This window comes from Culicoidibacter larvae, assembly GCF_005771635.1.
Lineage (GTDB): Bacteria > Bacillota_I > Bacilli_A > Culicoidibacterales > Culicoidibacteraceae > Culicoidibacter > Culicoidibacter larvae.
The window spans coordinates 67,431-92,061 of the sequence record NZ_VBWP01000004.1 but is presented as its reverse complement, the minus strand read 5'-3'; the positions used below and the strand labels follow the sequence as shown (position 1 = coordinate 92,061).

Here is a 24,631-nt window from a genome sequence, read left to right as displayed (position 1 = left end):
ATTACGCTTCTCCTCCTTCATTGACACCAGCCATTAATAAGCCAAGCTCATTAGCATTGGTTTTATCAGCATCAACAGTTTTAATAATTGACCCTTCGTACATTACTGCAACGCGGTCACTTAAATTTAAAATTTCATCAAGCTCAAACGAAACAAGTAAAATCGAATGTCCTTTATCTCGTTCAGCTAGTAATTGCTTATGAATAAATTCAATTGCTCCTACATCAAGACCACGAGTCGGTTGTACCGCAATCAACATTTTTGGTGATTGCGAAATTTCACGTGCAACTATGGCTTTTTGTTGATTCCCACCAGACATTGAACGTGCAATTGAATAAATTCCTTCACCACTACGTACATCAAAGTCTTTATCTAATTTGGTAGCATAATCTTTCATGTATTTATAATCTAAAATACCATTATGTGAGAATGGTGAACGATAAAATTCCTGTAATGCATAATTTTCATAAAGAACAAAATCTAAAACCAATCCATGTTTATGGCGGTCTTCGGGAATATGCCCAATACCAGATTGGGTTCTTTTACGAATTGACATAGCATTTAAATCTTTGCCGAGGAAGTTAATGTCACCACTAACTGTTGGCCGAAGCCCAACCAAGCCTTCAATAAATTCTTGTTGGCCATTGCCATCAACTCCGGCAATCCCAAGAATCTCGCCTTCTTTCAATTCCAGGCTTAAATTATTTACTTTTTGATAATCACGATTGTCTTTTACACAAAGATCCTTAATTGTTAATACCGTGTCTCCGATATTTGCCGGAGCCTTATCAACTTTAAAGCTTACCTCATGTCCAACCATTAATGTTGCCAATTCAGCTTCATTAACTTTGTCTACATCAACAGTGTCAATGTAACGTCCGCGGCGAATAACCGTACAACGATTCGCCACTGCCTTAATTTCCCGAAGTTTATGTGTGATAAGAATGATTGTTTTCCCTTCAGCTTGAAGACGTTTCATAATGTTAATTAACTCTTCAATCTCCTGCGGTGTCAAAACTGCAGTAGGTTCATCAAAGATAAGGATGTCTGCATCACGGTATAACATCTTTAAGATCTCTACACGTTGCTGCATCCCGACGCTAATATCTTCGATTTTGGCATGTGGATCTACATCCAATCCATATTGTTTTGAGATTTCAGCAATTTTCTTAGCCGAGTTTTTGATATCGATAATGCCACCTTTAGTAGCTTCACGACCAAGAATAATATTCTGCGTTACTGTAAAATTATCAACTAATTTAAAATGCTGATGCACCATTCCGATTCCTAAATCATTAGCAATATTCGGATTTGTGATAGCTACTTCTTTTTCGTTGATCAAAATTTTACCTTGTTCCGGCTGATATAATCCAAAGAGCACACTCATCAAAGTTGACTTCCCTGCACCATTTTCTCCCAATAGTGCATGGATTTCATTTTGCTGTACTCTGAGGGTAATATCGTCATTTGCAACGATGCCGGCAAATTCTTTACGAATATTAAGCATCTCAATAGCGTATGCCATATCATTACCTCTTTTCATATATATGTACCTTTATTATACCTAAAATTGTAAGCGTTTTGCAAGGGAATTCTAAAGACCTGTCTCTTTGTAAAAAGAAAAAGCAGGAAAGTAACTTAGCCTTACTTCCCTGCTCGTTTCCTTCATATAATTGCTATTTTTATAAAGTACCGTTTACTTTGAAAACTTTTACTTCTTCAATTGTACCTGGAACTTTAACTTCTCCAGATTTAACTTTTTCTACGTATTCATTTACTTTAGTCATAGTATCTGCAGGAACGTTTGGATTTTCTGCAGGTAAACCAACAGCATCGTCAGCGATTGTTAAACGAGTAACAACTCCACCTTGGAATTTGTCAGCTTTAATGTCGTTTAATGCTGTTTCAGAAGCTACATCAACTTTTTTAACTGCAGAAGTTAAAATAACTGATTTTCCTTCAGATCCATAAACGCCATCTTCGTATTGGTCACGGTCAACACCGATAACCCATACGTTTTCTCCAGCTTCAGCACGTTCTTTACCTTCATTGATTACACCAACACCAGTTCCTCCGGCAGCAGCAAAGATAATATCAATTCCAGATTGGAACATTGCTGATGCTTTTGTTTTACCAAGTGCAGTGTCAGTGAAAGATCCGCTGTATTCATAAGTGATTTGGATATCAGGATTTACCGCGTAAGCTCCGGCAACAAATCCCCAACCGAATTTTTGAACTGCAGGCACTTCCATACCACCAATATATCCGATTTTACCAGTTTTTGTTGTTAAAGCAGCAGTAACACCAGCAAGGTATCCAGCTTCTTCTTCAGCGAAAACAATTGAGTTTAAGTTACTTACACCATCAATTGCAACGTCGATTCCAACAAATTTTGTATCAGGGTTTTTAGCAGTAGCGTCTTTCAACGCTTCTTCAAATAAGAATCCTGATGCAACTACAACATCATTTTTAGCTGCCATTGCATTTAAGTTAGGAATGAAATCATTCTCACTTTTTGACTCAATGTAGCTTGCTTTTCCACCGTTAGCTTCAATAAAGCGTTCGATACCTTCATAAGTTCCTTGGTTGAATGACTTATCATTAACCCCACCAGTATCGGTAACCATACCAACATTTAATCCGTCAGTTGTTGTTCCTCCACCAGAACATCCTGCAAGCAGTACCGTAACAGCTAAAGCCGTTGAAAGTAAAGCAAATAGCTTCTTCATAGAAAATACCTCCTAAATTTAAGCCTGTATTAGGGCTTTTGTTGAGACTATAAAAGAAGTAAATAGCAACTTATCTATAATCTTCATTTTTATTATACTGGCTTTCAAACTGAATGTAAACCAAATACAACCATTTTTATTGATTACGCTTTCAAAAAAATGTAATCGCTTTATTTTGTGGGACGTTTTCCCAGATTATTCGACAAAAAATACTTTATTATCAGCAAACTTTTCGATTCTCGCCAAACTATGAACCGGAATATGTTCTTCAATCAGCGAGCGACCATTTTGAAAACTCTTTTCGATGACAATCCCCGCACCGATGACCTTCGCTCCTGCGGCTTCAGCTAATCGGATCAAACCAAGCACTGCCTGACCATGGGCTAAAAAGTCATCCAAAATCAATATTCGATCAGATTGGGTTAAAAATCTTTTATCAATACACATCTTATACTCTGTATTTTTTGTATATGAATGCACTGGTGTAGCATAAAAATCATCTTTTAAAATTTTTGATGTTTGCTTGCGGGCAAATACTACCGGAATATTTTCCATCTGCATCGAGGTCGCAACCGCAAAAGCAATTCCTGAACTCTCAACAGTCAAAATCTTATTAATATCCTGACCGGCAAAAATTCGTGCAAACTCTGCCCCGATTTCTTGTAAAAGCGCTACATCAATTTGATGATTTAAGAAAGTATCTACCTTTAAAATATCCGGATGTAAAACAATTCCGTCAGTTTCAATTCGTTGTTTTAATAATTCCATGTCTTATCTCCTTATATAAAAAAAATGCAGTTTTAGTTGTCTCCAAACTAAAACTGCATAACCCTTTTAAAAGTATATGCGTTTAACCTTGTAGCCTGCTAATTCAAGGTTAGCAGCTAGAGACCTTTCGAACCATATTATCGAAGTATACAAAGTAATACCACTCAAATGTATCAACATTTGAAACATATTTAATTAAGAACTAGTATAGCAAATTTCATTGCTAAAGTAAACTAGCTTTGAATATTTTGGCTTTCCAGCCACTGATCATAATCAGTATAAAAAACTTGACGCGGTTTGCTGCCTTCACTTGGTCCAACAATACCTCGTTCTTCCATCTGATCAACAATTCGTGCTGCCCGGTTATAGCCGAAGCGGAAACGTCTTTGCAACAATGATGCTGATGCTTTTTGGGTTTCAATAACAAACTGTACTACATCATCAAAATCTTTATCCACTTCATCAAAAGCATTATTATCACTTTCTTGCACTTCTAAATGAGTCAATGCCTCATCAAAATTTGCCGCCTGCTGTTTCTTAACAAAATTAACTACCTTCTCAATTTCAGGTTCAGAAACATATGCACCTTGGACCCGAATAGGTTTAGATTCACCCATAGGCAGATAAAGCATGTCGCCGCGGCCTACGAGTTTCTCAGCACCACCCATGTCTAAAATTGTTCTTGAATCAATTTGTGATGAAACTGCAAAAGCAATCCGCGAAGGAATATTTGATTTAATAACTCCGGTGATAACATCAACACTTGGTCGCTGAGTTGCTACAATCATGTGAATCCCGGCAGCCCGCGCCATTTGTGCCAGACGCATAATTGCATCCTCAACGTCCTTAGCAGCAACAACCATTAAGTCTGCTAACTCATCAATAATAACAACAATATATGGCAACGGCACATTGCCTTCTTCTACTTGTAATTCATTAAAGCCTTCAAGATTACGAACCCCTTCACGGGCAAATTTTTCATAACGTTCTTCCATCTCAACGACAATTTTGCGTAAAGCAACTGCCGCTTTCTTCGGATCAGTAACAACTGGTGCCAACAAATGCGGAATATCATTATATACGTTAAGTTCAACCTTCTTAGGATCAATCATCAAAAACTTCACTTCTGATGGTTTAGTTCGCATCAAAATACTTGTAATTATACCATTGATACAAACACTCTTACCGCTACCGGTAGCTCCGGCAACCAGCAAATGCGGCGCCTTATTTAAGGCAGTCATAATAACATCACCGGCAATATCGCGCCCCAGCCCTACTAAAAGCTTTTGTTCTAAATCATGAATTGATGGCTCTAATACTTCACGTAAGCCAACCATTTGAATACTTTCATTTGGCACTTCAATACCGACAGCAGATTTTCCAGGAATTGGTGCTTCAATCCGAATCCCTTTAGCTGCAAGCGCTAATGCAATATCATCAGAAAGCCCGGCAATCCGGCTCACCTTCACTCCTGGCTCCAATGTAATTTCGTATTGAGTAACAGCCGGCCCGATATTAATATTAGTAACACGAGCTTTAATACCAAAACTTTCAAAAGTTTGATGCAGACGTTCAGCATTATTGCGCGCTGCTGAATGAGCAGTATTCCCTTTTGCCTTCGGCACATTTTTTAAATATTGAATTGGCGGCAAAGTATATAAATCCATATTAACCTGCTCACTTTGTAATTCTGAACCATCATGCCATTCAATATCAGTACTTTCCGGAGTAGCTGAGTCGATAGCTTCTGCTGCCGCATACTCATGATGGTCAGCATCAATACCATATTCTTCTTCATCAAAATCCGGTTCAATTAAATCAAATGAATCACCATGTTCTCCCAGTAATTCAAATTCCTCAACAACCGGTTCATTTTCAGTAATTAATTCCGGCCAATCACTTTGCGGATCATAAATTTCAACATCATCATAATTAGCTTCGCTTTCTTCAATATCAAACGCTTTAGCATCACGACGATTTTGTGCTGACTCAGCAATTCGATCCTTTACCTGCACTAACTGTTCTTGTGTCTTTTTAGCTGAATGCTCAAAGAAATCATAAACTGAACGTCGTAAAAATAAAATTAATCCAATGAAGAATAAAGCTACAACAATTACATATGTCCCTGCACTTGAAACGATTTGGTTTAAAGCCACAAATACACTGACGCCAATAATGCCGCCGCCGAGCGGCAATATTGGCAGCGGCGTTTTACTCAACTCAGCAAAAAAACGAGTTAAGTAATCATTAAATGTCGCCGTAGTATAATCAAAAGAACAAAACACCAGAACAGAAAAAATAATCAGTCCGGCGCCTAAATATTTTAAACTCATCTGTGGCAATTCACGATTCTTAATCAAATGAAAAGCCAGCCATAATAACACAATATAAACAAAAAAGCGTAAAAACCCGGCTGCAAATGCAATAGCTCGAATTAAGAAATCACCAAAAACACCAGTCCAGCCAAATTCCCCCAAAATACATAAAACTGTAAACCCGATCAGCAAGATACCAATAATCTCAATAAATAAATGATTTTTTTGTTTTTTGCTCAAACGCTTGGATTTTCCCGCCATGCGCAACATACCATCTTTCTTCATATAATCTCTTCCCAATTATAGCAAAAAAATACCAAAAAGAAAAGCCACTATTCAGCGGCTCAATCTCTATATCTAGTAAATGAGAAGGTACTTCCGTGGCCTTGAAAAATAGTTTTCGGTGTCAGCTTTTTCACCTATTCAATTACAACCAATCCGACCGAAGACGAGTTGCTTCCAACTCTGACCCACGTTTAAGTTCCTAAAAATTTTAACATGGCAAGTCCTGAGGACTTGCCATATTTTCTTTTATACTAATGTCTTATCGAAAAAATACAATAACTTTTAAAATAACTTTTTTCGCGCTTTATACATAAGGTATCCAGCAAAAGTCAAAAATAGGATTCCAAAAGTCAGAATTTCGAAGTTATTAGAACCAGTAATTGGCAGTAATGGCGTATTGTTATTTGAGTCAGACTTAGGTTCAGGAGCATTTCCCGGAACTTTGGTTTCAACTGGTGGTGTAATAATTTCTGGTGTCCGGCTCTCCGGATTACCAATTGAAGCCATATTCTCAATAGTTGAATTTTCAGCACCTTTTAGCACCTTCACTTTAAAGGTAATAGTACTAGTTTGACCAACTGATAATTCCGGGTATTTCACTGCAATAGTTCCGGCTACATAACTTGTGTTATCAGTATCAATAGCATCAGTTTGAGCAGTGCCATCAACACTGATCGAATCAATAATATACTCAACTTTATTTAAGTCTTGCAACACATCGGTCATAACATAATTCTTTAAATCTATTTGTCCTGTGTTGGCAACAGTAATTGTGTAAGTTAGTAACTCATCTGGTTTAGCCGTTGCTTTATCCACTGTTTTGATTACTGACGCTTGTTCAACGCCAATAACATCTGTTGTGACTGGGTCAGTCTCTCGAATCGTTGTCGGGTCTGTGGTGTCTTGAATTGAGGCAGTATTAGTAATCGTTGTGCCAATTGCTGCTTCTTGAACAATTACTTTGAAAATTATCTGACTTTTTTGACCATTTTGTAAGTTTGCATAGTCAACGGTCAACTTACCGTTAGTGAAATTAGCCTGATCGCCATCAATAGCATCAGTTTGAGCAACGCCATCAACAGTAATAGATTCAAGTTTATAGTTTACTTTATTCAAATCCTGAAGGATATCACTTACTTGGTAATCATAGACTGTAAAGCCACTATCATTAGCAACATTTAATGTGTAAGTTAATTCATCACCTGGTTGAGCATTAGCTTTATCAACCGTTTTTACTAATTCAACATCTTTTACAACATCAGCAGAAATGACATTAAATGCAGCTACTTCGGTTTTATTCATTGGCCCGGTACCAGGAGCAGGTCTAACATCAAGTTTAAATGCTAAACCATCAATATTTGTTTTTGACTGAAAAGTTGATTTATTCCATGACATTGCATTAAAGAAGCGATCCGGACTGTGTGTCAGGCTAGTATTTAAAACATCTGGACCCGGAACTTGCGAATTAAGCAACATTTCTTCACTACCATTTGCGATTCCATCAGTAAATTGCTGAACATATCCGGTTACTTTATCTTCTGCTCCACTTACTGAATAGTCCATCGTCGTAGCCAAATTATGAATGCTAATTGGCGAATTTTCAACGAAAGTATATTCTTTTGGTAGATTTACTGTATATTCAAGCAATTCATTCTTATCAGCATCATTTGAATAAAAGAAATCATTTATTGCCGTATATCGCAACGGAAAACTAGCATCCTCTTCAATGACAATCATAAAAACGACACCCATTTGGGTAAATCCAGTTGTTGATGCATTGGCGCCATTTAGATAATAGTTGCCAGAACCATTTTGATTTACTATATCAGTAACATCAATCATTTGATAATAAGCGTCTGAATGAGTTAACTCATAACCTGCAGGTGGCGTGACTATTTTTTCAAAATCACTATTTGAACGGTCAATTGCCTGAGTTCCGACATTGGTTTTCGTTGCACCGCCATTATTTGAATAATCAACCGAATAATAATCATATGGCGGAATGATTGATGCATAATGACGTGCAAAACTCGCACGATTAAATGACTCAGTAATAAAGCCCATGTAAGCTTTTGCGACTGTAGCCGTTGCGGTTGATTTGGTATATGTAATTGGTTTAAATTCATTAGATTTTACGGTATTTCCATAAATATCCCTTGAAAGTGATGATAATGTTTGAACATTGTATTTCCCTGTACTGCTGAAAATGTTGTCACCATTTTCAATAACAGCATTTGCTTTTACTACCAAAGCTGAAAAAATTCCAGCAATAAGCAGCATAGTAAAAAGTACTTTATAAATTTTTTTCACGATTATTTTCCCCCGTTTTTCTATTTCATCTCAAATTATATATAGTAGCTAATTTTAAAAGGCCCCCTTTTTAAATTTTCAACTTACTTTAACATAAATATTTGGGAATGGGAATCAATTATTCATACTTTTGACAAAACAACCCCAAGTGTCAAAAACACAGACACCTGGGGTTTGAAAATACTGAACTATTTTATTTATTTAACTAGTAATTATATCTACATTTGACCACGATGATCAATATAGTCTTGAATATAAGTATTGATTAATTGTTTATAAGTTCCAGTTTGATCAACCGAGAAAGCATTCCCATGCTGTGCACCTTCAACAATCAACAGCTCTTTTTCGACTGGCGCAGCATCATATAACTGATAAACCATCTCAGTTGGAACAAAAGTGTCATCACTGCCATGAACAAAAATCATTGGCAGCGTTGCTTTTTTTACCTGTTCAACGGCGCTGGCTTCATCAAAAAGATAACCGGCACGTATTTTAGTCATAACACTTGTAGCATTCAATATTGGGAATGCCGGCAAGCTATATAAATCATTTAATTGGTATTCAAAAATATCCCAGGCTGAAGTGTAACCGCAATCTTCAACCAAAAACTTCACTTGTTCAGGTAATGTTTCACCGCTTAGCATCGCAACAGTGGCACCCCCCATAGAAACACCATGAACAATTATCTGGCTGTCTTTGCCGTTTTGATCAATCATTTTACTAATCCAATCAAGATAATCAATTCGATCAGGCCAGCCCATACCTATATAATCGCCTTCACTTTCACCATGACCGCGATCATCCGGCATTAAAATATTATAGCCATATCTGCTGTGATAATATTGTGCAAAACTAATCATACCTTTAGCATTACCGGAATAACCATGTGCCAGAACAACGGTCACGTTATCAACATTCAAATCATTACCGGGAATGTATATACCATGCAATTGCAAACCATCACGACTATTCATAAATAAATCTTCGTAGCCAACAGTAGTTAACCACTCCTCGCGCTCAATACGAATTTGTTCGCGCTCTTCTTCATCTTTTACCGTTATTGCCGCAGTTTCATCCAAAAAGCCCTTATCATTACGAGCAATAGCTACACCATAAAAATAATTACTTGCTAAAAACAAGCCTATTCCGCTAATAACTAATATTGCTGCTAAAACACCTAAAACAATTTTCTTCCACATAGTTGATTACACTCCTTGCTAATTCTCTTACCAGTATATCATATTTTGGTAATAAAAATAATACCGGCGGCTGTTTACAGCCGCCGGTATCCAACTTTCCTTATCTACCCATCCCCAGAAACATGCCGGTAAAATACGGAATCAACCAAATCGCCCAGACAACAATACTGAATTTATGAAAATTTGCTTTTGCGCGTTCGCTGCCTTTAAATAACACAATGGTCGCCCAAATAGCATGAACCAGCATCAATAGAATAGCTATTACACCGGTTACACTATGCAAATTGAAACTAAAACTACCAGCAATCTGCCCCATTAAAGTTGTTCCAATCATATCAAAGACAAGACCGCACCAAAAAATAATAACATGCCAGCCACGCAAATTCTTGCTAAGCCGCTCGCCCCAAACCCCGGCCGAATATAAGACTAGTGCCAAAGTAATTGAAATAATTGCAAATGGTAACATTATACTTCCTCATTTCCTTGGTAAATACCAACATAATCCAATGTACGATACTGCTGGTTATAATCAATGCCAAAACCAACAATAAACACATCCGGTACGACAAAACCAACATAATCTGCATCAACCTGTACCAAGCGCCGCTCCGGCTTATCCAACAAACTGACAACCCTCAGAGACTTCGGTTTACGTGTGTTTAACAATTCTAAAAGTTTTTCCAGCGTTTGCCCGGTATCAATAATATCTTCAAAAACAATAACATCGCGATCTTCAATATTAGTACTTAAATCCAGCAACAAGCGGACCGTATTGGTTGAAGTGGTTCCCTCGTAACTTGAAAAGCGCATATAATCAACTTCTGCTTTGGGAATATCAACATATTCAAGCACTTTACTCATAAATGGAATCGCACCTTTAAGAATACCAACCATTAATGGACGTTCGCTCGCTTGGTAATCAGCAGTAATTGCCGCCGCTAACTCCTGACAACGCTCATCCAACGTTACTTTATCAATCAAAACCTTAACATCACTCATAAAAACACCTCGTGCCTATTATAGCACACTATACCATTTCTTTTTATGTGAAAAAACAATAAAAGCGGCTTCTCTAAAAGCCGCTTTTATCAAAATTATTTCCTTTTAATCTTAAGTATAGTCAACATCGTACCGGCAACAAATACAATTCCTAACCCTATGGCAATATAAGCATCATGATTCTCACCAGTATTCGGTAATGAATCAACTATTGCAATTGGCTGATAAATATAATTGACAGTTTGGTCAGTAACATTATAAGTTCCACTGGCATTACCAACAGTATTTTTTAATTCCCAACCATTAATTGCTTTTGCCTCGGTTTGGTAATTGCTGCCGACTTCACCTGTAAGTATCGTTGCATCAGTCAAAGCGTTTCCGGATTCATCAAGATAATTAACAATAACATTACCATCAGTTATCTTCTGGTAGCGATAAACGACCGTTTGTTCTTCTTCTGAGAGGATACCTTTAGCATTTTCAGGTGTTGCAACCAATCTATAACCAGAAATTTCCTTAGGTGTTGTTGTATAAGGTTCATCTAACAACTGCTCACCGTTTTCATTGATAACATCAGCAGCAATAATGGCATCACCATTCTCATCGTGATATTGAACTGTTACCGGCTTTGCAATATATTCTGTACGTAAATAAGTAACTACATCAATACCACTCACTCCAGCGTATGTCGGGATACCATAATTTTTGAAGTCAAAACTGAAAGTTCGCGTTTCTCCTGGAGCTAATTCACCCATGTCAAAAGCAATAATTGTCTCATCTTCGCCCTCTTGAGCAAGTTCGCGAACAATCGGGATATCCGGTCGCCAATCAGCAAGATCTGCTTGTTTATACACTATATCATTAATAAAATATTGTGCATCTTTCAAATCCTTACGTAATGGGTAGCTTAATGTTACTTCATCACCGACAACTGCACCAACGTAACCACCATTCGTTACATATCCATTATAAAAAAACTTATTAACACTGCTGTCCCATTTTGAGGGGTAACCTATGTAGTCGTATGAAGTATTATCAGTTTCTGACAATCCATATGTATATAAGAATGGCAAATATAATTGTGCATTCATTGTTGTGTTAGATGTATTAGTAAGTGTTACTGTTTTGGTTACTGTAATATACTTATAGGGCTTATTATATATAGCTGAACCTGAGAAAGTGACTGAACCACGACCGTTCAAATCTGCAGTTTCATAACTTAATAGCCTAAGTGTCGGTGTTATTTGTTTTTCATCAGTGCTCTCGGCAAACACACTAGTCTGTAAACCGCACATTAAAAAAATTGCTAAAAGAGCAATACCTATTTTTCGTTTCATTATCAATTCCCCCTAGAATTATTTTAATTATACCTTAATTTAGCGTGTTTTTCAATTTAATCCCACGAGGAACAAAGCTTTACCATTTCTTACCATTTTTCAAAAAAAAGTACCAAAGGTTTACTAAGTAAACCTTTGGTACAATAATTTTAATATGGCGCGCCCGACAGGAGTCGAACCCACGACCTTTTGAACCGGAATCAAACGCTCTATCCAGCTGAGCTACGGGCGCATAAAAGACGAAACAATCGTCTTCTTATATAATACACTAAAATTATACTTTTGATAAGTCTTTTTTGTATTTTATCGCATATAAATTGCTAAAGTATGCGCTGCTACTTCAATTATCTCATTTTTTCTCGTTTTAGCACTTATGCTTGCCCATGAATTTTCAGCAAAACATTGCCATTCTAAAGGTAAATCAATAGCTAATTCTTCATCACTTAAATTAATTATCACTTTAATATCATTATAATCACCACAATAGCCAACATTGAATAAATCATAGTAAATATTCAAATTATTGCTGGTAATCTTCACATGCTCAAAAATCTCCTGAGCACTTTTCATTCTGAAGGCACCATGCATTTTACGAATAGCAATTAATCCTTTTATATACTCAACTGTTGTTTTAAATTCTGAACGGCGATTCCAATCAATCATATTAATAGCATCTGGTGCATTGTAGCTATCTTCTACCCCGTTTTTAGTGCGGAAGAATTCATCTCCAGCATGCAGAAACGGAATGCCTTGACTTACCAATACTAAAGCCAAAGCTAATTGTTGATAAGTATAGACTCGTGACATGCCGTCTGACATACCACTTCTAAGAATACGGTCAAATAAAATCAAATTATCATGACAACTGACATAATTAATACTTTGCGACGGCTCTTCAAAATGAACGGCAATTCCGGTTTGATAGACACTGCCTGCCAGTAAGCTGGCAATGATCGGCAGCCGTTCAAAACCATTGGCAACTAGTCCGCGGGCATCATGCTGAAAAGTACTGCCCTTAATAGCATCACGAAAATCGGCATTAAAAAAGCCAATTTGCGGCAATGACTGAGCATTCTCAGCCATAGCCTTTTCCTTCTCTTCAATACCGCTCGCCATATTCCAGCCTTCACCATAAATAAGCATTGAACTATCAATATCATTTATTGCTTCACGAATCGCATTCATAGTATCTATATCCAAAATTCCCATTAAATCAAAACGAAAACCATCAAATCCATACTCAGTTGCCCAGTAACATATTGATTCTACAATAAATTTACGCACCATCCTCCGTTCGCTGGCAACATCATTGCCGCAACCAGTCCCATCCAGCAAATGATTCAAGGCATCGTAGCGAAATAAATATCCAGGAACTAAAACACCATAAGCAAACTGACCGGCTTCAAATACATGATTATACACAACATCCATATTCACACGAATACCCTGCATATGAAATGCAGCAATCATTTGCTTTAATTCAATAATCCGACTATATGGTTGAGTGGCATCAGTTGCATAACTTCCTTCAGGCACATTATATTGTATTGGATCATATCCCCAATTATATGCCGGCAATTCAGCTAACTCATCGCTGCGACCAAAATCGAAGACAGGCAACACTTGTACATGAGTGACTCCAAGCTCAGTTAAATAATCAATACCTATACTATCTCCGGCGTCATTTGCTAAGCCACGCTCGCTCATTCCTAAAAATTTACCTTTGTTAGCAAACACCTGCCCATCTTGAATTGAAAAATCACGAACGTGGGTTTCATAAATAATTGCATCGGTAGGAAAATCAAAAGCCGGTAAAAAGTTTTTTTGTGCATCTACTTGAACTGATGCCGGATTCACCACAACACTGCGTTCAGCATTCGCTGTGCTTGCCCGCGCATAAGGATCTGTTGTCACCTGCCACAAACCATTTACTTTTACAAGCAATAAGTATTCACTCAGTTCAAAGTCTCCTTTTAATTGCAGACGCCAAACCCCTGCTTCGCTTCTGGTAAAGCGCTTGATGAGCGTTTTATCAGCATTTTTTACCCAAAGTAAAAGTTCAGTTGCAATTGGTGTCCACACAGCAAATTCAGTTTGTGTCGGCAAATAATGTACCCCTAAGTCATCACCATCATAATAAAAACGCTTATCAAATTCCGCAGTTCGTACAATATTGCGATTTTCAAGAACGACATTTATCCCATTATCGCTTACCACTCGATATTCACTGCCAAACAAGAGTTCGTGTTTAATTGTATACTCAAATATATGGCCGTCACCAACATAATAGTCACTTACAAATAATAGTTCAATTTGTTCATCATTACCAACAAGCATAAATTGATTAGTATCATTTATTTTTTGCTGATAATCTTCAATGATTATTTTCTGAAAGTCATCCCAAAATGCAAAAATATGTTTATCCATAAAACTCACCTTAGCTCCATTATAACATATTCACAAAATAAATATAAAAACGGGCACCATTAAATGATGCCCGCCATGTACTATGCTCGCGGATGATGTTTATACATTTCTTTCAATCTTTGTTTGCTTACATGCGTGTATATTTGGGTGGTAGAAATATCACTATGACCAAGTAATTCCTGCACCGAACGCAAGTCTGCACCATTTTCAAGTAAGTGCGTGGCGAATGAGTGACGAAGAATATGCGGTGATACCGAGCGCGTTATCCCCGCAGCCTGACTAAGTTGTTTGATAATTTTAAAAAAGCCTTGCCGTGACATTTGGTTGCCGGAATTGTTCAAAAATAAATAAGGCAACTGCTTGGTATCCAGATATGGTCGATAATATTCTAAATAAGCTTTGATGTATTCAATAGCAGCATCACCGAGCGGTACAATTCGTTCTTTCGAACCTTTCCCAAATACACGGATAAAACCCATTAATAAATTTAAGTCATCTATCGTAATTGACAGCAGCTCACTTACCCGCATACCGGTTGCATACAGTACTTCCAACATTGTTCGATTACGAAAATCAATTGCTTCATGGCCATCACGAATCGGCACTTCAAGCAGGCGATCAACTTCTTGAATACTAAGATATTTTGGCAGACTTTTACTTTTTTTAGGCATATCCAAGTGAGCAACCGGATTATGATCAGACATCTTTTCTACAAGTAAAAACTTATGGAAGTTTCTTAAGGTTGTCAAAATTCGTGCGCTGGTCGCTTTACTTTTGCCGCTCTTACTTAAAAACTCGAAGAAAGCTGTTGCTTCTTCATTAGTAATTGCCGTTGGCTCAGTTACATCGAACTGCTTTTTTAAAAAAGCTGCATAAGTTTTCAAATCACGGCCATAGCTCTCGCGAGTATTTGCCGCTAATCCCTTTTCAACCGTTATATAGTTTAAATACAATATGATTGCATTATCCATATTATCATTCCTTATTCAGCCAGTATTGCAATGCGATGATGGTCTTACCATCATGAATCTTGTCATTATTCAATAGTTCAAGCACTTCTTCCTTAGTAAACTCATAAACTTCAATGAATTCATCATCATCTAATTCACGTGTACTGCCAAGTTGTAATCCAATTGCCTGATATAAATGCAATTCTTCATCACAAAAACCAGGCGCCGGATAAAATCGATACAACAGTTCCAAGCGCTCAGCAAAATATGGTGTTTCTTCTTCTAATTCACGCATAGCACCACTATATGGATCTTCATCCTTTGAATCACGTTTTCCAGCCGGAATTTCAAAAAGCTCTTCTCCGGTTACATAACGGAATTGCTTTACTAGAACTACCTTATTTTCAGCAGTTACTGCTAATACACAAACACCGCCATTATGTCTGGCAACTTCGCGTTCTGCTTTATCACCATTCGGAAGCATTACAGTATCAACACTTACGGTAATGATATTACCATTATAAATTGGTTTCGAATCTATTTTAGTCTCTACTAGTGTCATCTTTTTTTCGTCCTTTCAATTTTCTTGCTGTGGTTATTGTTTCATCACCAAACTTGTTTTGTAACTTATGCAGCACTTTATTGCGTTTTTCAATTTGTTCAATCCCTTCCGGCTGATAAAACAAATTCATTTGCTCAGTCGCCTCTTCTTTAGCAATAAACTGCGTCAGCGCAACACCAATCAGTCGTAATGGTTCACCGTCCCAGGCATTAAAGAATAGCCGACTAACAACTTCCCAAATTTCCTTTTTATTATTGCTATACTCATGTAAAGTATACGAACGATTTTGAGTTTTAAAATAGCTATTACGGATTGTGATTTGAATAGTTTTTGCTTTTTGGTCTTGTTTTTCCATACGAGCGAGTACTTGATCCAACAATCGTTCCATAACTTCAAGCAACTCATCTTCATTATCTTTATCACTTTCAAAAGTAATTGAATGCCCGATTGATTGCGCTTTATGACGTTCTCCATCAACAATACGACTATCTTCACCTCTGGCATATGCCTGTTGGCTAATAGTCATATCGGAAAAGGCAATTTCTAATTTCTTCGCATCAATCTGCGCAAAATCACCAATTGTCTTTATACCTAATGTTCTTAGTTTAGCGGCACTCTTCTTGCCAACACCAAACATCTCCCCTATCTCTAAAGGCCATATTTTAGTTGGAATATCTTTGCGGCGAATAACTGTAATGCCCATCGGCTTTTTCATATCAGAAGCCATTTTCGCCAAAAATTTATTATAAGAAATACCAATACTATTCGGCAATCCCAATTCATCATAAATTCGTTGTTGTAAAGTCTTGGCAAATGTTTCAATATTACCAAGTTCAACTTGTTTGGCAGTAAAATCAACATACGCTTCATCAATTGAGGCTTGTTCAATTGGCACCTCATAGGTTTGCAGCAACTTCATTAAACGTTTTGAATAATCACGATATAATTGAAAATGTGATGATTGAATGACTAAATGCGGACAACGTCGCAGCGCCTGATACATTGGCATTCCCGAATGAATACCAAATTTTCTTGCCTCATAAGTTGCTGCCAATACTACTGATCGCCGGCTGGCACCGCCAACAACAACCGGTTTGCCAACTAATTCAGGGTGATTAGCAACCTCACACGAAGCAAAGAAACTATTCATATCTATATGAAAAATAATTCGATTTTGCATACTTTCAGTGCCTCCTTCTTGAAAAAGTTGGCAAATTCTACTACAATTATTATAGCTTAACTAGCTAGAAAAAGAAAGAAGGATAACCACATGTCGAAAGAAGCAAGGAAGACGCCGCTTGTCCAAAGAGTTGTATCACTGGCAATGGTTGCATTAATCATCGGCGGCGCATTTATGAGCGTTATTACCTTAATATTATATATCAGTACTGGTCAATAAAGAAACTTAAAAAAGCAGAAGTAGCAACTACTTCTGCTTTTATCATTTATTCAGCCAAATTTCTCAAAGCTTCGCCATCAAGTCGCTGTACAGTCCACTCATCCATGGCCACAGCTCCGATTTTTCGGTAGAATGCAAGTGATGGTTCGTTCCAGTCAAGGCAAGTCCACTCAAAGCGTGAACAACCATTTTCAAGCGCAATTCGTGCTAGTTTCTTCATTAACTGCTTGCCAAATCCATATCCTCGGTAAGCTTCATCCAAAAATAAGTCTTCTAAATATAAGCCGGGACTGCCGGCAAATGTGGAATAGTTAAAGAAATACAAAACAAAGCCAATTGGCTGATTGTCACATTCAGCAATCAAAACATGTGCGTACTTCTGTTCAAAAACCGTTTTGCGAATTTGTTCAGCTGTAGCAACAGCATCGTCTTCCATTTTTTCATAAATTGCTAATTTCTTTATGTAGTCAACAATAAGCTGACTATCATCAATAACCGCTTCTCTAATCAATAATTGTTTATCCATATCAATACCACCTTATTGTTTCATATGCGAGATTAATGCTCTGGCATTATCCATCGCTGCTTCTGTAACATGTGTCCCCGAAAGCATTTGTGCTACTTCATTTTCTTTTTGGCTATCATTCAAAATCTTAGTCGCTACCAATACACCGTTTTCGGTTGTTGTTTTGGAAACATGAATCTGATTATCACTCATAGCAACAACTTGCGGCAAGTGAGTAATCGCCAAGACTTGCATCTGCTCACCCAAAATATGCATTTTACGGGCAATACTTTCAGCTACTTTACCACTAACACCGGTATCAATTTCATCAAATATAATTGTATCAATACTGGTATATTTGGTAAATATAACTTTAAGCGCCAACATAATCCGCGAAAGTTCGCCGCCTGAGGCCACTTTCGCAATTGGCTTCAGCAACTCACCTTTATTGGTTGCAATTAAAAATTCAACCTTATCAATACCATTTGTTTGCAGTTCACCATTGCTGATTGCGATCTCAAAGGTAACATTAGGCATATATAAATCAGTAAGCTGTGCCATAACTTCTGCTTCAAGATTTTTAGCAACCGACATACGTGCAGTTGATAAAACCTCGCCACAGGCATAGGCTTCTTTTTTAGCAAGTTCAACTTGCTGCTCTAATTCTGCCTTATAACTATCAAAGTCAAGCAGTTGCTGTACCTTCTGACTTAAATCATGTTGAGCTGCAAATAAGTCATTGCCAACTTTACGTTGCAGCGTATATAAATCCGATAATCGTTCTTCAACTTGAACAAGTTCGGCACCGCTTTGCTCGAATTTTTCTAACTCAGCTTCAAGCTCAGCCGCGCTATCTTCTAAATCATAATAAACTGATTCAAGTTTGCTGAACCAATTACTATATGCCTCATCAATGTTGCTGATTTGCTCTAAAGCTCTGCGCGCCTGATAAATACCAGTCAATGCACCACCATCATTTTGCAAGGCATCATGTGCAACATGCAATTGTTGAATTAACTTATCACTTTGTTGTAAACGACGTAATTGAATTTCAAGCTCTTCAATTTCATTTTCTTTGATATTTGCATTCTGCAGTTGTTCTAACTGAAATTGAAAATAATCAAGCTGACTGACATCATCGCTATTTTCAATAAAAGCATCATAAGTCTGCTTGGCTTCCAAATAATGATTATATGCTGACTTATAATCATTTAACTGAGTTCCAAGACCCGCCAAACGATCTAAAATCGGAATATAATTCTTACTCTCCAGTAAAAATTGATTTTCGTGCTGCGAATGAATATCAACAAGTTCATTACCAATCAACCGAGCAACGGTAACTGGCATCATCTTCCCATTAATTCGACAAACACTCTTGCCATCACTGCTGATTGAACGCGCTAAAATAATGCTGTTTTCTTCAGCATCAATATCATAATCAGTAAGCAACTGCCAAACTGAACTATTCTTTGAAGGATAAAATAATCCTTCAATCATGCATTTATCAAAGCCGTGCTGAACATATTCAGCAGAACCACGTCCACCGCATAATAATTCAATAGCATCAATAATAATCGACTTACCTGCACCGGTTTCACCGCACAAAACAGTCATTCCGTCACTAAAATCAATATCTACTGCATGAATAATAGCAAAATTACGAATCGTTAAATGTGTCAGCATAAATGATCCCCTTTCACTCCTTAAAACTCTGATAGGCTTCATCAACAACATTGTCAATATTAACTGTAGTTGCTAAAGCACTTCCAGCTTCTGTCTTCTCTAAATAAACTAAGAATTCAATATTTCCTGAACCGCCGGTTATCGGCGAAAACGTCAACCCATTCACTTGCCAATTCTGGTTTGAGAAGTAAGTAAACAAGTCACGGATGACTTGTACGTGGACCTTGCGTTCACGTACAATCCCCTTTTTCCCAACCATTTCACGACCAGCCTCAAATTGCGGCTTAATCAAGGCTACAACCTTATCACCATTTTCTAAAATATCAAGTAATGGTGGCAAAATCAAACGTAATGAAATAAATGAAACGTCAATAACTGCGAAATTTGGCTTATCTTGTTCAAATAAATCAGTCGTAGCATAGCGAAAATTACACTTCTCAATTGAAATAACCTGCGGGTGACTTCGCATACTCCATACTAGCTGATTGGTACCAACATCAATTGCATAAACCAATTTAGCCCCATGTTGCAGTGCACAATCAGTAAAACCGCCAGTTGATGCGCCGATATCAACAACAACTGCATCATGCAGATCAATTTCAAAAGTATTCAGTGCCTTTTCAAGTTTGTAGCCACCACGACTTACATACGGACAATCGCGTCCCTTCACTCGCAGCACTTTATCTCTGGCAACTTTCTCACCAGGCTTATCAATGCGCTCTTCGTTAGCAAAAACAATCCCGGCCATAACCGCACGCTTTGCTTTCTCTCGCGTCGGGAAAAAGCCGCCTTCTACTAGTAAAATATCAATCCGTTCCTTCATAACTATCTCCTTGTGTACTCAACTCACGGACAATATACTCAGTATCAATCTTTGCTTCTTTATATAAGTTCTCAATATCACCCTGAGCAATAAATGTATCCTCAATAGCAAAAATCCGGATTTGATTATGATAATTATATTTATTGGCAAACTCAAGAACAGCACTGCCGAAGCCGCCAATCCGAGCCCCTTCCTCAATCGTAACCAACTGTGGATACTTTTCAAAAAGTTGATGCAATAATTGCTCATCCATAGGCTTAATAAACCTTGCATTAACAACCGCATAATCAGTGCCATGTTCAGCCGCTAAACGTTCAGCAATAGTAATTGCCCGTTTTAACTGTGGCCCGAATGCCAAGATAACTCCATCATTACCTTCTTTTACAACTTCCCAGCTTGCATACGGAATAATCGTAAATGATTCAACTTCCTTAAAACGGTGATAACCGCGTGGGTAACGCATGGCAATTGGGCCGCTGTAAGCATAAAAAGCACTATACAGCATATTTTGCGCTTCGCAATCATCTTTAGGCATGCAAATCGTCATATTTGGAATACCGCGCAAGAAACTAATATCATAAATACCATGATGGGTATCACCATCGCCGGTTGCAAAGCCGCATCGATCGACGCCAATAACGGTATGCAGATTTTGTCTGGCAATATCATGAAGAATCTGATCATAAGAACGCTGTAAAAAGGTTGAATAAATTGCCAAGAACGGATGGAAATTATCAATACTCATTGCTCCGGCAAAGGTAGCAGCATGCTCCTCAGCAATACCAACATCAAATAAACGATCAGCAAATTTATCTTGGAAAAACTCCAGTTTAGAGCCTTTAATCATCGCCGGTGTGACGGCAATGATTTTCTCATCACGAGCTGCCAGCCGTTCCAACGTTTGCGAAACAATACCACTCCACGCCCGATCATCCTCATGCTTCGGCGCTCGGATTTTCTTACCATTAATAATATCAAAAGGACCAATACCATGCCAGCTGCCACGATTATCGGCTGCCGCCGGATTGTACCCGCGACCCTTCTCAGTACTCACATGTAAAACGACCGGATGATCCAATTCTTTAGCAACTTCAAATACTTCAATAAGCAATGAAATGTCGTGACCATTAATCGGGCCAATATAACCTAAACCTAAATCTTCAAAGAAACTGGCTTTCCCATCGAAAAATAACTTTCGGGTATTAGCTTTTAATTGAGAAATCCAGTTTTCAACCCGCGAACCAATCATTGGCACTTGTTTTACAACACTTTTAGTTCTCTGTTTAACATTATGATAACTTCTGGTCATACGCATGCGCTCTAAATGTTTTTTAATCGCGCCGACATTATTAGAAATCGACATATCATTATCATTTAAAATAATAATCATTCGCCGCTGTTCATAGCCAATATGGTTTAATGCCTCTAAAGCCATACCACCGCTTAAGGCACCATCACCAATAACCGGAACAATGTGATAATCAGCACCCATTGCATCACGGGTTACCGCCATACCAAGTGCCGCTGAAAGTGAAGTTGAAGCATGTCCGGTTTCCCAAACATCATGTTCACTTTCTTCACGTCGCGGAAAACCACTCAACCCTTTATATTTTCGCAGATTTACAAAATCTTTTGCACGTCCGGTCAAAATTTTATGAATATAACTTTGATGCCCAACATCCCATAAGAACTTATCAGTTGGCGAATCAAAAGCATAATGCATGGCAATTGTAAGCTCCACAACTCCCAGATTTGGAGCAATATGTCCACCGGTCTTACTCAAACTATCAACTAAAAAGCGTCGGATTTCGCCGGCTAAATGATCTAATTCATTGACAGATAACACCTTTAAAAACTTTGGTGACTGAATTGCATATAAATTATTAAACTCTGACATTGTCACAGCTCCCTACTTTTGACGACTTACCATTGAATCAACTAGCAGACGTAAATATGTCGCCGGATATGCTAATCCTTCTAATATTTCCATAGCTTCCGTAATTAAATCGTTAAATCTTTGTTGGCTTGCTTCCATTCCTAAAATGCTTACATATGTACTTTTATCATTTTCAGCATCACTCGCAGATTTACCAAGCACTTCACTTGTTGAACGAACATCTAAAATATCATCCTGAATTTGAAATGCTAAGCCAATGCATTCGCCGAAACGTTTCAGTAATTGATAATTATCAGTTGAAACTCCGGCGATAGTAGCCGCACCTACTATCGGCGCAACCAGTAAGCAACCGGTTTTCTTTTGATGCATAATCGTTAAATCAGTTTCAAGTAAAGCTTTGCCTTCACCTTCAACATCTAGCACTTGACCAGCAATCATACCATTGCTGCCGGCAGCAATACTCAACATCCGAACAAGTTCAAGCTTTATCTCTGCTTCCGCCGGAGTATCAAGTAAAACTTCAAAACTCTGAGTCAGCAAGGCATCACCAGCCAATATTGCCATTGCTTCACCATACACAATATGGTTAGTCGGTCGGCCACGACGCAAATCATCATCATCCATTGCCGGCAAATCATCATGAATCAACGAATATGTATGAATCATTTCAATCGCCATTGCTAATGGAAAAACAGTCTCAATTTCAAGTCCTAATGTTCTTGCCGTTGCTATAGCAAAAAGCGGCCGCATTTTTTTACCATCAGCAAGCAAGGAGTAACTCATTGCTTGCTTTAAGGTATCTGGCGCTTCAATTGATTCCATTCTTTCAGCCAAATAGACTTCAAATGCGCGCTTATCCTTTACAATTTGCTCATCCATAACAACTTACTCCTCAATTTCAAAATCAAAAAGTTCGCCATTCTCGGATACGATTTTAGTCATCCGTTTCTCAGCTGCATCCAGCTTTTGATGACAAACCCCGGCAAGCTCAATTCCAAGTTGAAATTGTTCGATTGCCGCTTCCAGTTCAATATCGCCATTTTCAAGTTTTTTAACAATCGTTTCCAATTCAGTTAATGCACTTTCAAATGTTTGTTCAGTATCAACACTTTTAGTTTTAGCCATTTTTCTCCACCTCATTCACTTGACAAACCAGTGTGGCGTCAGTAATTTTTACTTTAATCTGTTGATTTATTTTTACATCATCACTCGAACGAATGATGTGGTTAGCTTCATTATAACTTACGCTAAAGCCGCGTTCCATAACAGCCAACGGATTTAAGGCATTCAATGTCCGCCGTTGTTGTTCAAACTGATAATTTGTTTGTGTTAACTTTTGTCTCATGCTCTGCAATAAGCGTAGCCGTAAATGTTTCAATTGTTCTTGACCGCCAGCTAAGCGATATTTTGGTGTTCGCTGAAACAATTGACTGACAATATAATCCAACTTTTGCTGGTAACCACGGTACAATCTTTCCGGATAACGGAAAATTGCATGTTCCTGAATTTGTTTCAGCTGTTTTTGATGACGCTCAAGTTTACTCTGCATCATCAAATATAACTTCGCACCTTGCTGCTCAACATAAGCTTGCAACTGCACCGCATCCGGCGTGGCCAGAACCACCGCCGCAGTCGGCGTCGCCGCCCGTACATCAGCAACAAAGTCTGCTATTGAAAAGTCAACCTCATGCCCGACTGCTGAAACAATCGGCAGCTTGGAAGCAAAAATTGCACGTGCTACCTTTTCTTCATTGAAAGCCCATAAGTCTTCCAGTGAACCACCACCTCGACCGACAATCAGCACATCAACTAACTCAGCCGCATTCGCGCGTTCTATTTGTTTAACAATTGAATCAGCAGCCAATTCACCCTGAACAATCGCCGGATAAATATAAACATCAGCAATCGGATAACGGCGCTTTAAGGTGCTTAATATATCATGCAATGCGGCTCCGGTACTAGAAGTGACAATCCCAATTGCCTTGGGAAACTCAGGCAAGGTTTGCTTGTGAGCAACATCAAATAATCCCTCGGCATCAAGTTGCTTTTTCAACTTTTCAAAAGCAACACTTAAATCACCAATACCATCTTCTTCAATACTATCAACATAAATTTGATATTGACCAGTCGTAGGAAATACAGAAACTTCACCACGAACAATAACCTTCATACCGTTTTCCGGAGTAAATGGCACTAATCTTGCTGCTTTAGAAAAGCAAACAGCGGCAATACGTGTTTCATTATCCTTTAAGGTAAAGTACATATGGCCGCGACTATGATGGGTGAAGTTGGAAATTTCACCGCGTAATAAAATATCGCGCAAATGAATGTCGCGATCAAATTTTAATTTTATATATTTTGTTAACGCACTTACAGTTAATACCGGTTTTTCCATACAACCACCCTTTTAATAGGTTACATTAAAAATTCTTACTCAGCAAAG

General features: G+C 37.9%; 21 protein-coding genes, 1 tRNA gene and 1 riboswitch. Of the genes, 1 reads left to right on the top strand and 21 read right to left on the bottom strand.

All coding sequences use genetic code 11. From position 1 onward, the window contains the following. Position 1: 1 nt before the first annotated feature. The 14 genes from FEZ08_RS05890 to FEZ08_RS05825 all read right to left on the bottom strand — a co-directional run bounded on the left by FEZ08_RS05890 (position 2) and on the right by FEZ08_RS05825 (position 17,061). On the bottom strand, positions 2 to 1,525 hold the full coding sequence (locus FEZ08_RS05890) for an ABC transporter ATP-binding protein (RefSeq protein WP_138190785.1): 1,524 nt from the start codon (positions 1,523 to 1,525) through the stop codon (positions 2 to 4). Positions 1,526 to 1,682: 157 nt separating this feature from the next. Continuing rightward, positions 1,683 to 2,729: a BMP family lipoprotein gene (locus FEZ08_RS05885; protein WP_138190784.1), complete on the bottom strand. Its 1,047-nt coding sequence runs from the start codon at positions 2,727 to 2,729 to the stop codon at positions 1,683 to 1,685. A 195-nt stretch (positions 2,730 to 2,924) separates the two neighbouring features. Continuing rightward, a complete protein-coding gene (locus tag FEZ08_RS05880; RefSeq protein WP_138190783.1) occupies positions 2,925 to 3,497 on the bottom strand; it encodes a xanthine phosphoribosyltransferase in 573 nt (190 codons plus the stop codon). Between the two features lie 71 nt (positions 3,498 to 3,568). Further along, positions 3,569 to 3,670: riboswitch (purine riboswitch) on the bottom strand. A gap of 60 nt (positions 3,671 to 3,730) precedes the next feature. Beyond that, positions 3,731 to 6,097: an FtsK/SpoIIIE family DNA translocase gene (locus FEZ08_RS05875; protein WP_242003472.1), complete on the bottom strand. Its 2,367-nt coding sequence runs from the start codon at positions 6,095 to 6,097 to the stop codon at positions 3,731 to 3,733. Between the two features lie 282 nt (positions 6,098 to 6,379). After that, positions 6,380 to 8,407 (bottom strand): LPXTG cell wall anchor domain-containing protein, encoded by a 2,028-nt coding sequence (locus FEZ08_RS05870; protein ID WP_138190782.1) that lies wholly within the window; start codon positions 8,405 to 8,407, stop codon positions 6,380 to 6,382. A gap of 218 nt (positions 8,408 to 8,625) precedes the next feature. Continuing rightward, a complete protein-coding gene (locus tag FEZ08_RS05865; RefSeq protein WP_138190781.1) occupies positions 8,626 to 9,606 on the bottom strand; it encodes an alpha/beta hydrolase in 981 nt (326 codons plus the stop codon). Positions 9,607 to 9,706: 100 nt separating this feature from the next. Continuing rightward, on the bottom strand, positions 9,707 to 10,072 hold the full coding sequence (locus FEZ08_RS05860; RefSeq protein WP_138190780.1) for an HsmA family protein: 366 nt from the start codon (positions 10,070 to 10,072) through the stop codon (positions 9,707 to 9,709). Next, entirely contained in the window at positions 10,072 to 10,605 is a 534-nt protein-coding gene (hpt, locus tag FEZ08_RS05855; RefSeq protein ID WP_138190779.1) for a hypoxanthine phosphoribosyltransferase, read from the bottom strand. The genes FEZ08_RS05860 and hpt overlap by 1 nt, the downstream gene beginning before the upstream one ends. Before the next feature lie 95 nt (positions 10,606 to 10,700). Beyond that, positions 10,701 to 11,942: a MucBP domain-containing protein gene (locus FEZ08_RS05850; protein ID WP_138190778.1), complete on the bottom strand. Its 1,242-nt coding sequence runs from the start codon at positions 11,940 to 11,942 to the stop codon at positions 10,701 to 10,703. A gap of 155 nt (positions 11,943 to 12,097) precedes the next feature. Then, positions 12,098 to 12,174: transfer RNA gene (locus FEZ08_RS05845), tRNA-Arg, on the bottom strand. Between the two features lie 71 nt (positions 12,175 to 12,245). Beyond that, on the bottom strand, positions 12,246 to 14,369 hold the full coding sequence (gene pulA / locus FEZ08_RS05840; protein WP_138190777.1) for a type I pullulanase: 2,124 nt from the start codon (positions 14,367 to 14,369) through the stop codon (positions 12,246 to 12,248). Between the two features lie 80 nt (positions 14,370 to 14,449). Then, on the bottom strand, positions 14,450 to 15,340 hold the full coding sequence (xerD, locus tag FEZ08_RS05835; RefSeq protein WP_138190776.1) for a site-specific tyrosine recombinase XerD: 891 nt from the start codon (positions 15,338 to 15,340) through the stop codon (positions 14,450 to 14,452). 4 nt (positions 15,341 to 15,344) lie between these two features. Continuing rightward, on the bottom strand, positions 15,345 to 15,881 hold the full coding sequence (locus FEZ08_RS05830) for an NUDIX hydrolase (protein ID WP_138190775.1): 537 nt from the start codon (positions 15,879 to 15,881) through the stop codon (positions 15,345 to 15,347). Then, on the bottom strand, positions 15,862 to 17,061 hold the full coding sequence (locus tag FEZ08_RS05825; protein WP_138190774.1) for a DNA polymerase IV: 1,200 nt from the start codon (positions 17,059 to 17,061) through the stop codon (positions 15,862 to 15,864). Before FEZ08_RS05825 ends, FEZ08_RS05830 begins: the two co-directional genes overlap by 20 nt. Positions 17,062 to 17,151: 90 nt before the next feature. On the opposite strand from FEZ08_RS05825, the gene FEZ08_RS12555 reads away from it, so the two are divergent. Next, positions 17,152 to 17,280 carry a hypothetical protein gene (locus tag FEZ08_RS12555; RefSeq protein ID WP_277871035.1) on the top strand — a complete coding sequence of 43 codons (129 nt, stop codon included), beginning with the start codon at positions 17,152 to 17,154 and terminating at the stop codon, positions 17,278 to 17,280. A gap of 46 nt (positions 17,281 to 17,326) precedes the next feature. Here FEZ08_RS12555 and FEZ08_RS05820 read toward each other — a convergent pair whose 3' ends face one another. The 7 genes from FEZ08_RS05820 to xseA are packed head-to-tail and all read right to left on the bottom strand — an operon-like array spanning position 17,327 to position 24,583. Further along, on the bottom strand, positions 17,327 to 17,806 hold the full coding sequence (locus FEZ08_RS05820) for a GNAT family N-acetyltransferase (RefSeq protein WP_138190773.1): 480 nt from the start codon (positions 17,804 to 17,806) through the stop codon (positions 17,327 to 17,329). A gap of 12 nt (positions 17,807 to 17,818) precedes the next feature. Further along, positions 17,819 to 19,468, bottom strand: a complete 1,650-nt coding sequence (gene recN / locus FEZ08_RS05815; RefSeq protein ID WP_171014959.1) for a DNA repair protein RecN — start codon at positions 19,466 to 19,468, stop codon at positions 17,819 to 17,821. A gap of 13 nt (positions 19,469 to 19,481) precedes the next feature. After that, a complete protein-coding gene (locus tag FEZ08_RS05810; protein WP_138190771.1) occupies positions 19,482 to 20,291 on the bottom strand; it encodes a TlyA family RNA methyltransferase in 810 nt (269 codons plus the stop codon). Further along, a complete protein-coding gene (gene dxs, locus FEZ08_RS05805) occupies positions 20,275 to 22,188 on the bottom strand; it encodes a 1-deoxy-D-xylulose-5-phosphate synthase (RefSeq protein WP_138190770.1) in 1,914 nt (637 codons plus the stop codon). The genes FEZ08_RS05810 and dxs overlap by 17 nt, the downstream gene beginning before the upstream one ends. Before the next feature lie 12 nt (positions 22,189 to 22,200). Next, positions 22,201 to 23,067: a polyprenyl synthetase family protein gene (locus tag FEZ08_RS05800; protein WP_138190769.1), complete on the bottom strand. Its 867-nt coding sequence runs from the start codon at positions 23,065 to 23,067 to the stop codon at positions 22,201 to 22,203. Between the two features lie 6 nt (positions 23,068 to 23,073). Beyond that, entirely contained in the window at positions 23,074 to 23,313 is a 240-nt protein-coding gene (gene xseB / locus FEZ08_RS05795; protein WP_138190768.1) for an exodeoxyribonuclease VII small subunit, read from the bottom strand. Then, positions 23,306 to 24,583, bottom strand: a complete 1,278-nt coding sequence (gene xseA / locus FEZ08_RS05790; protein ID WP_138190767.1) for an exodeoxyribonuclease VII large subunit — start codon at positions 24,581 to 24,583, stop codon at positions 23,306 to 23,308. The genes xseB and xseA overlap by 8 nt, the downstream gene beginning before the upstream one ends. Between the last annotated feature and the right edge of the window lie 48 nt (positions 24,584 to 24,631).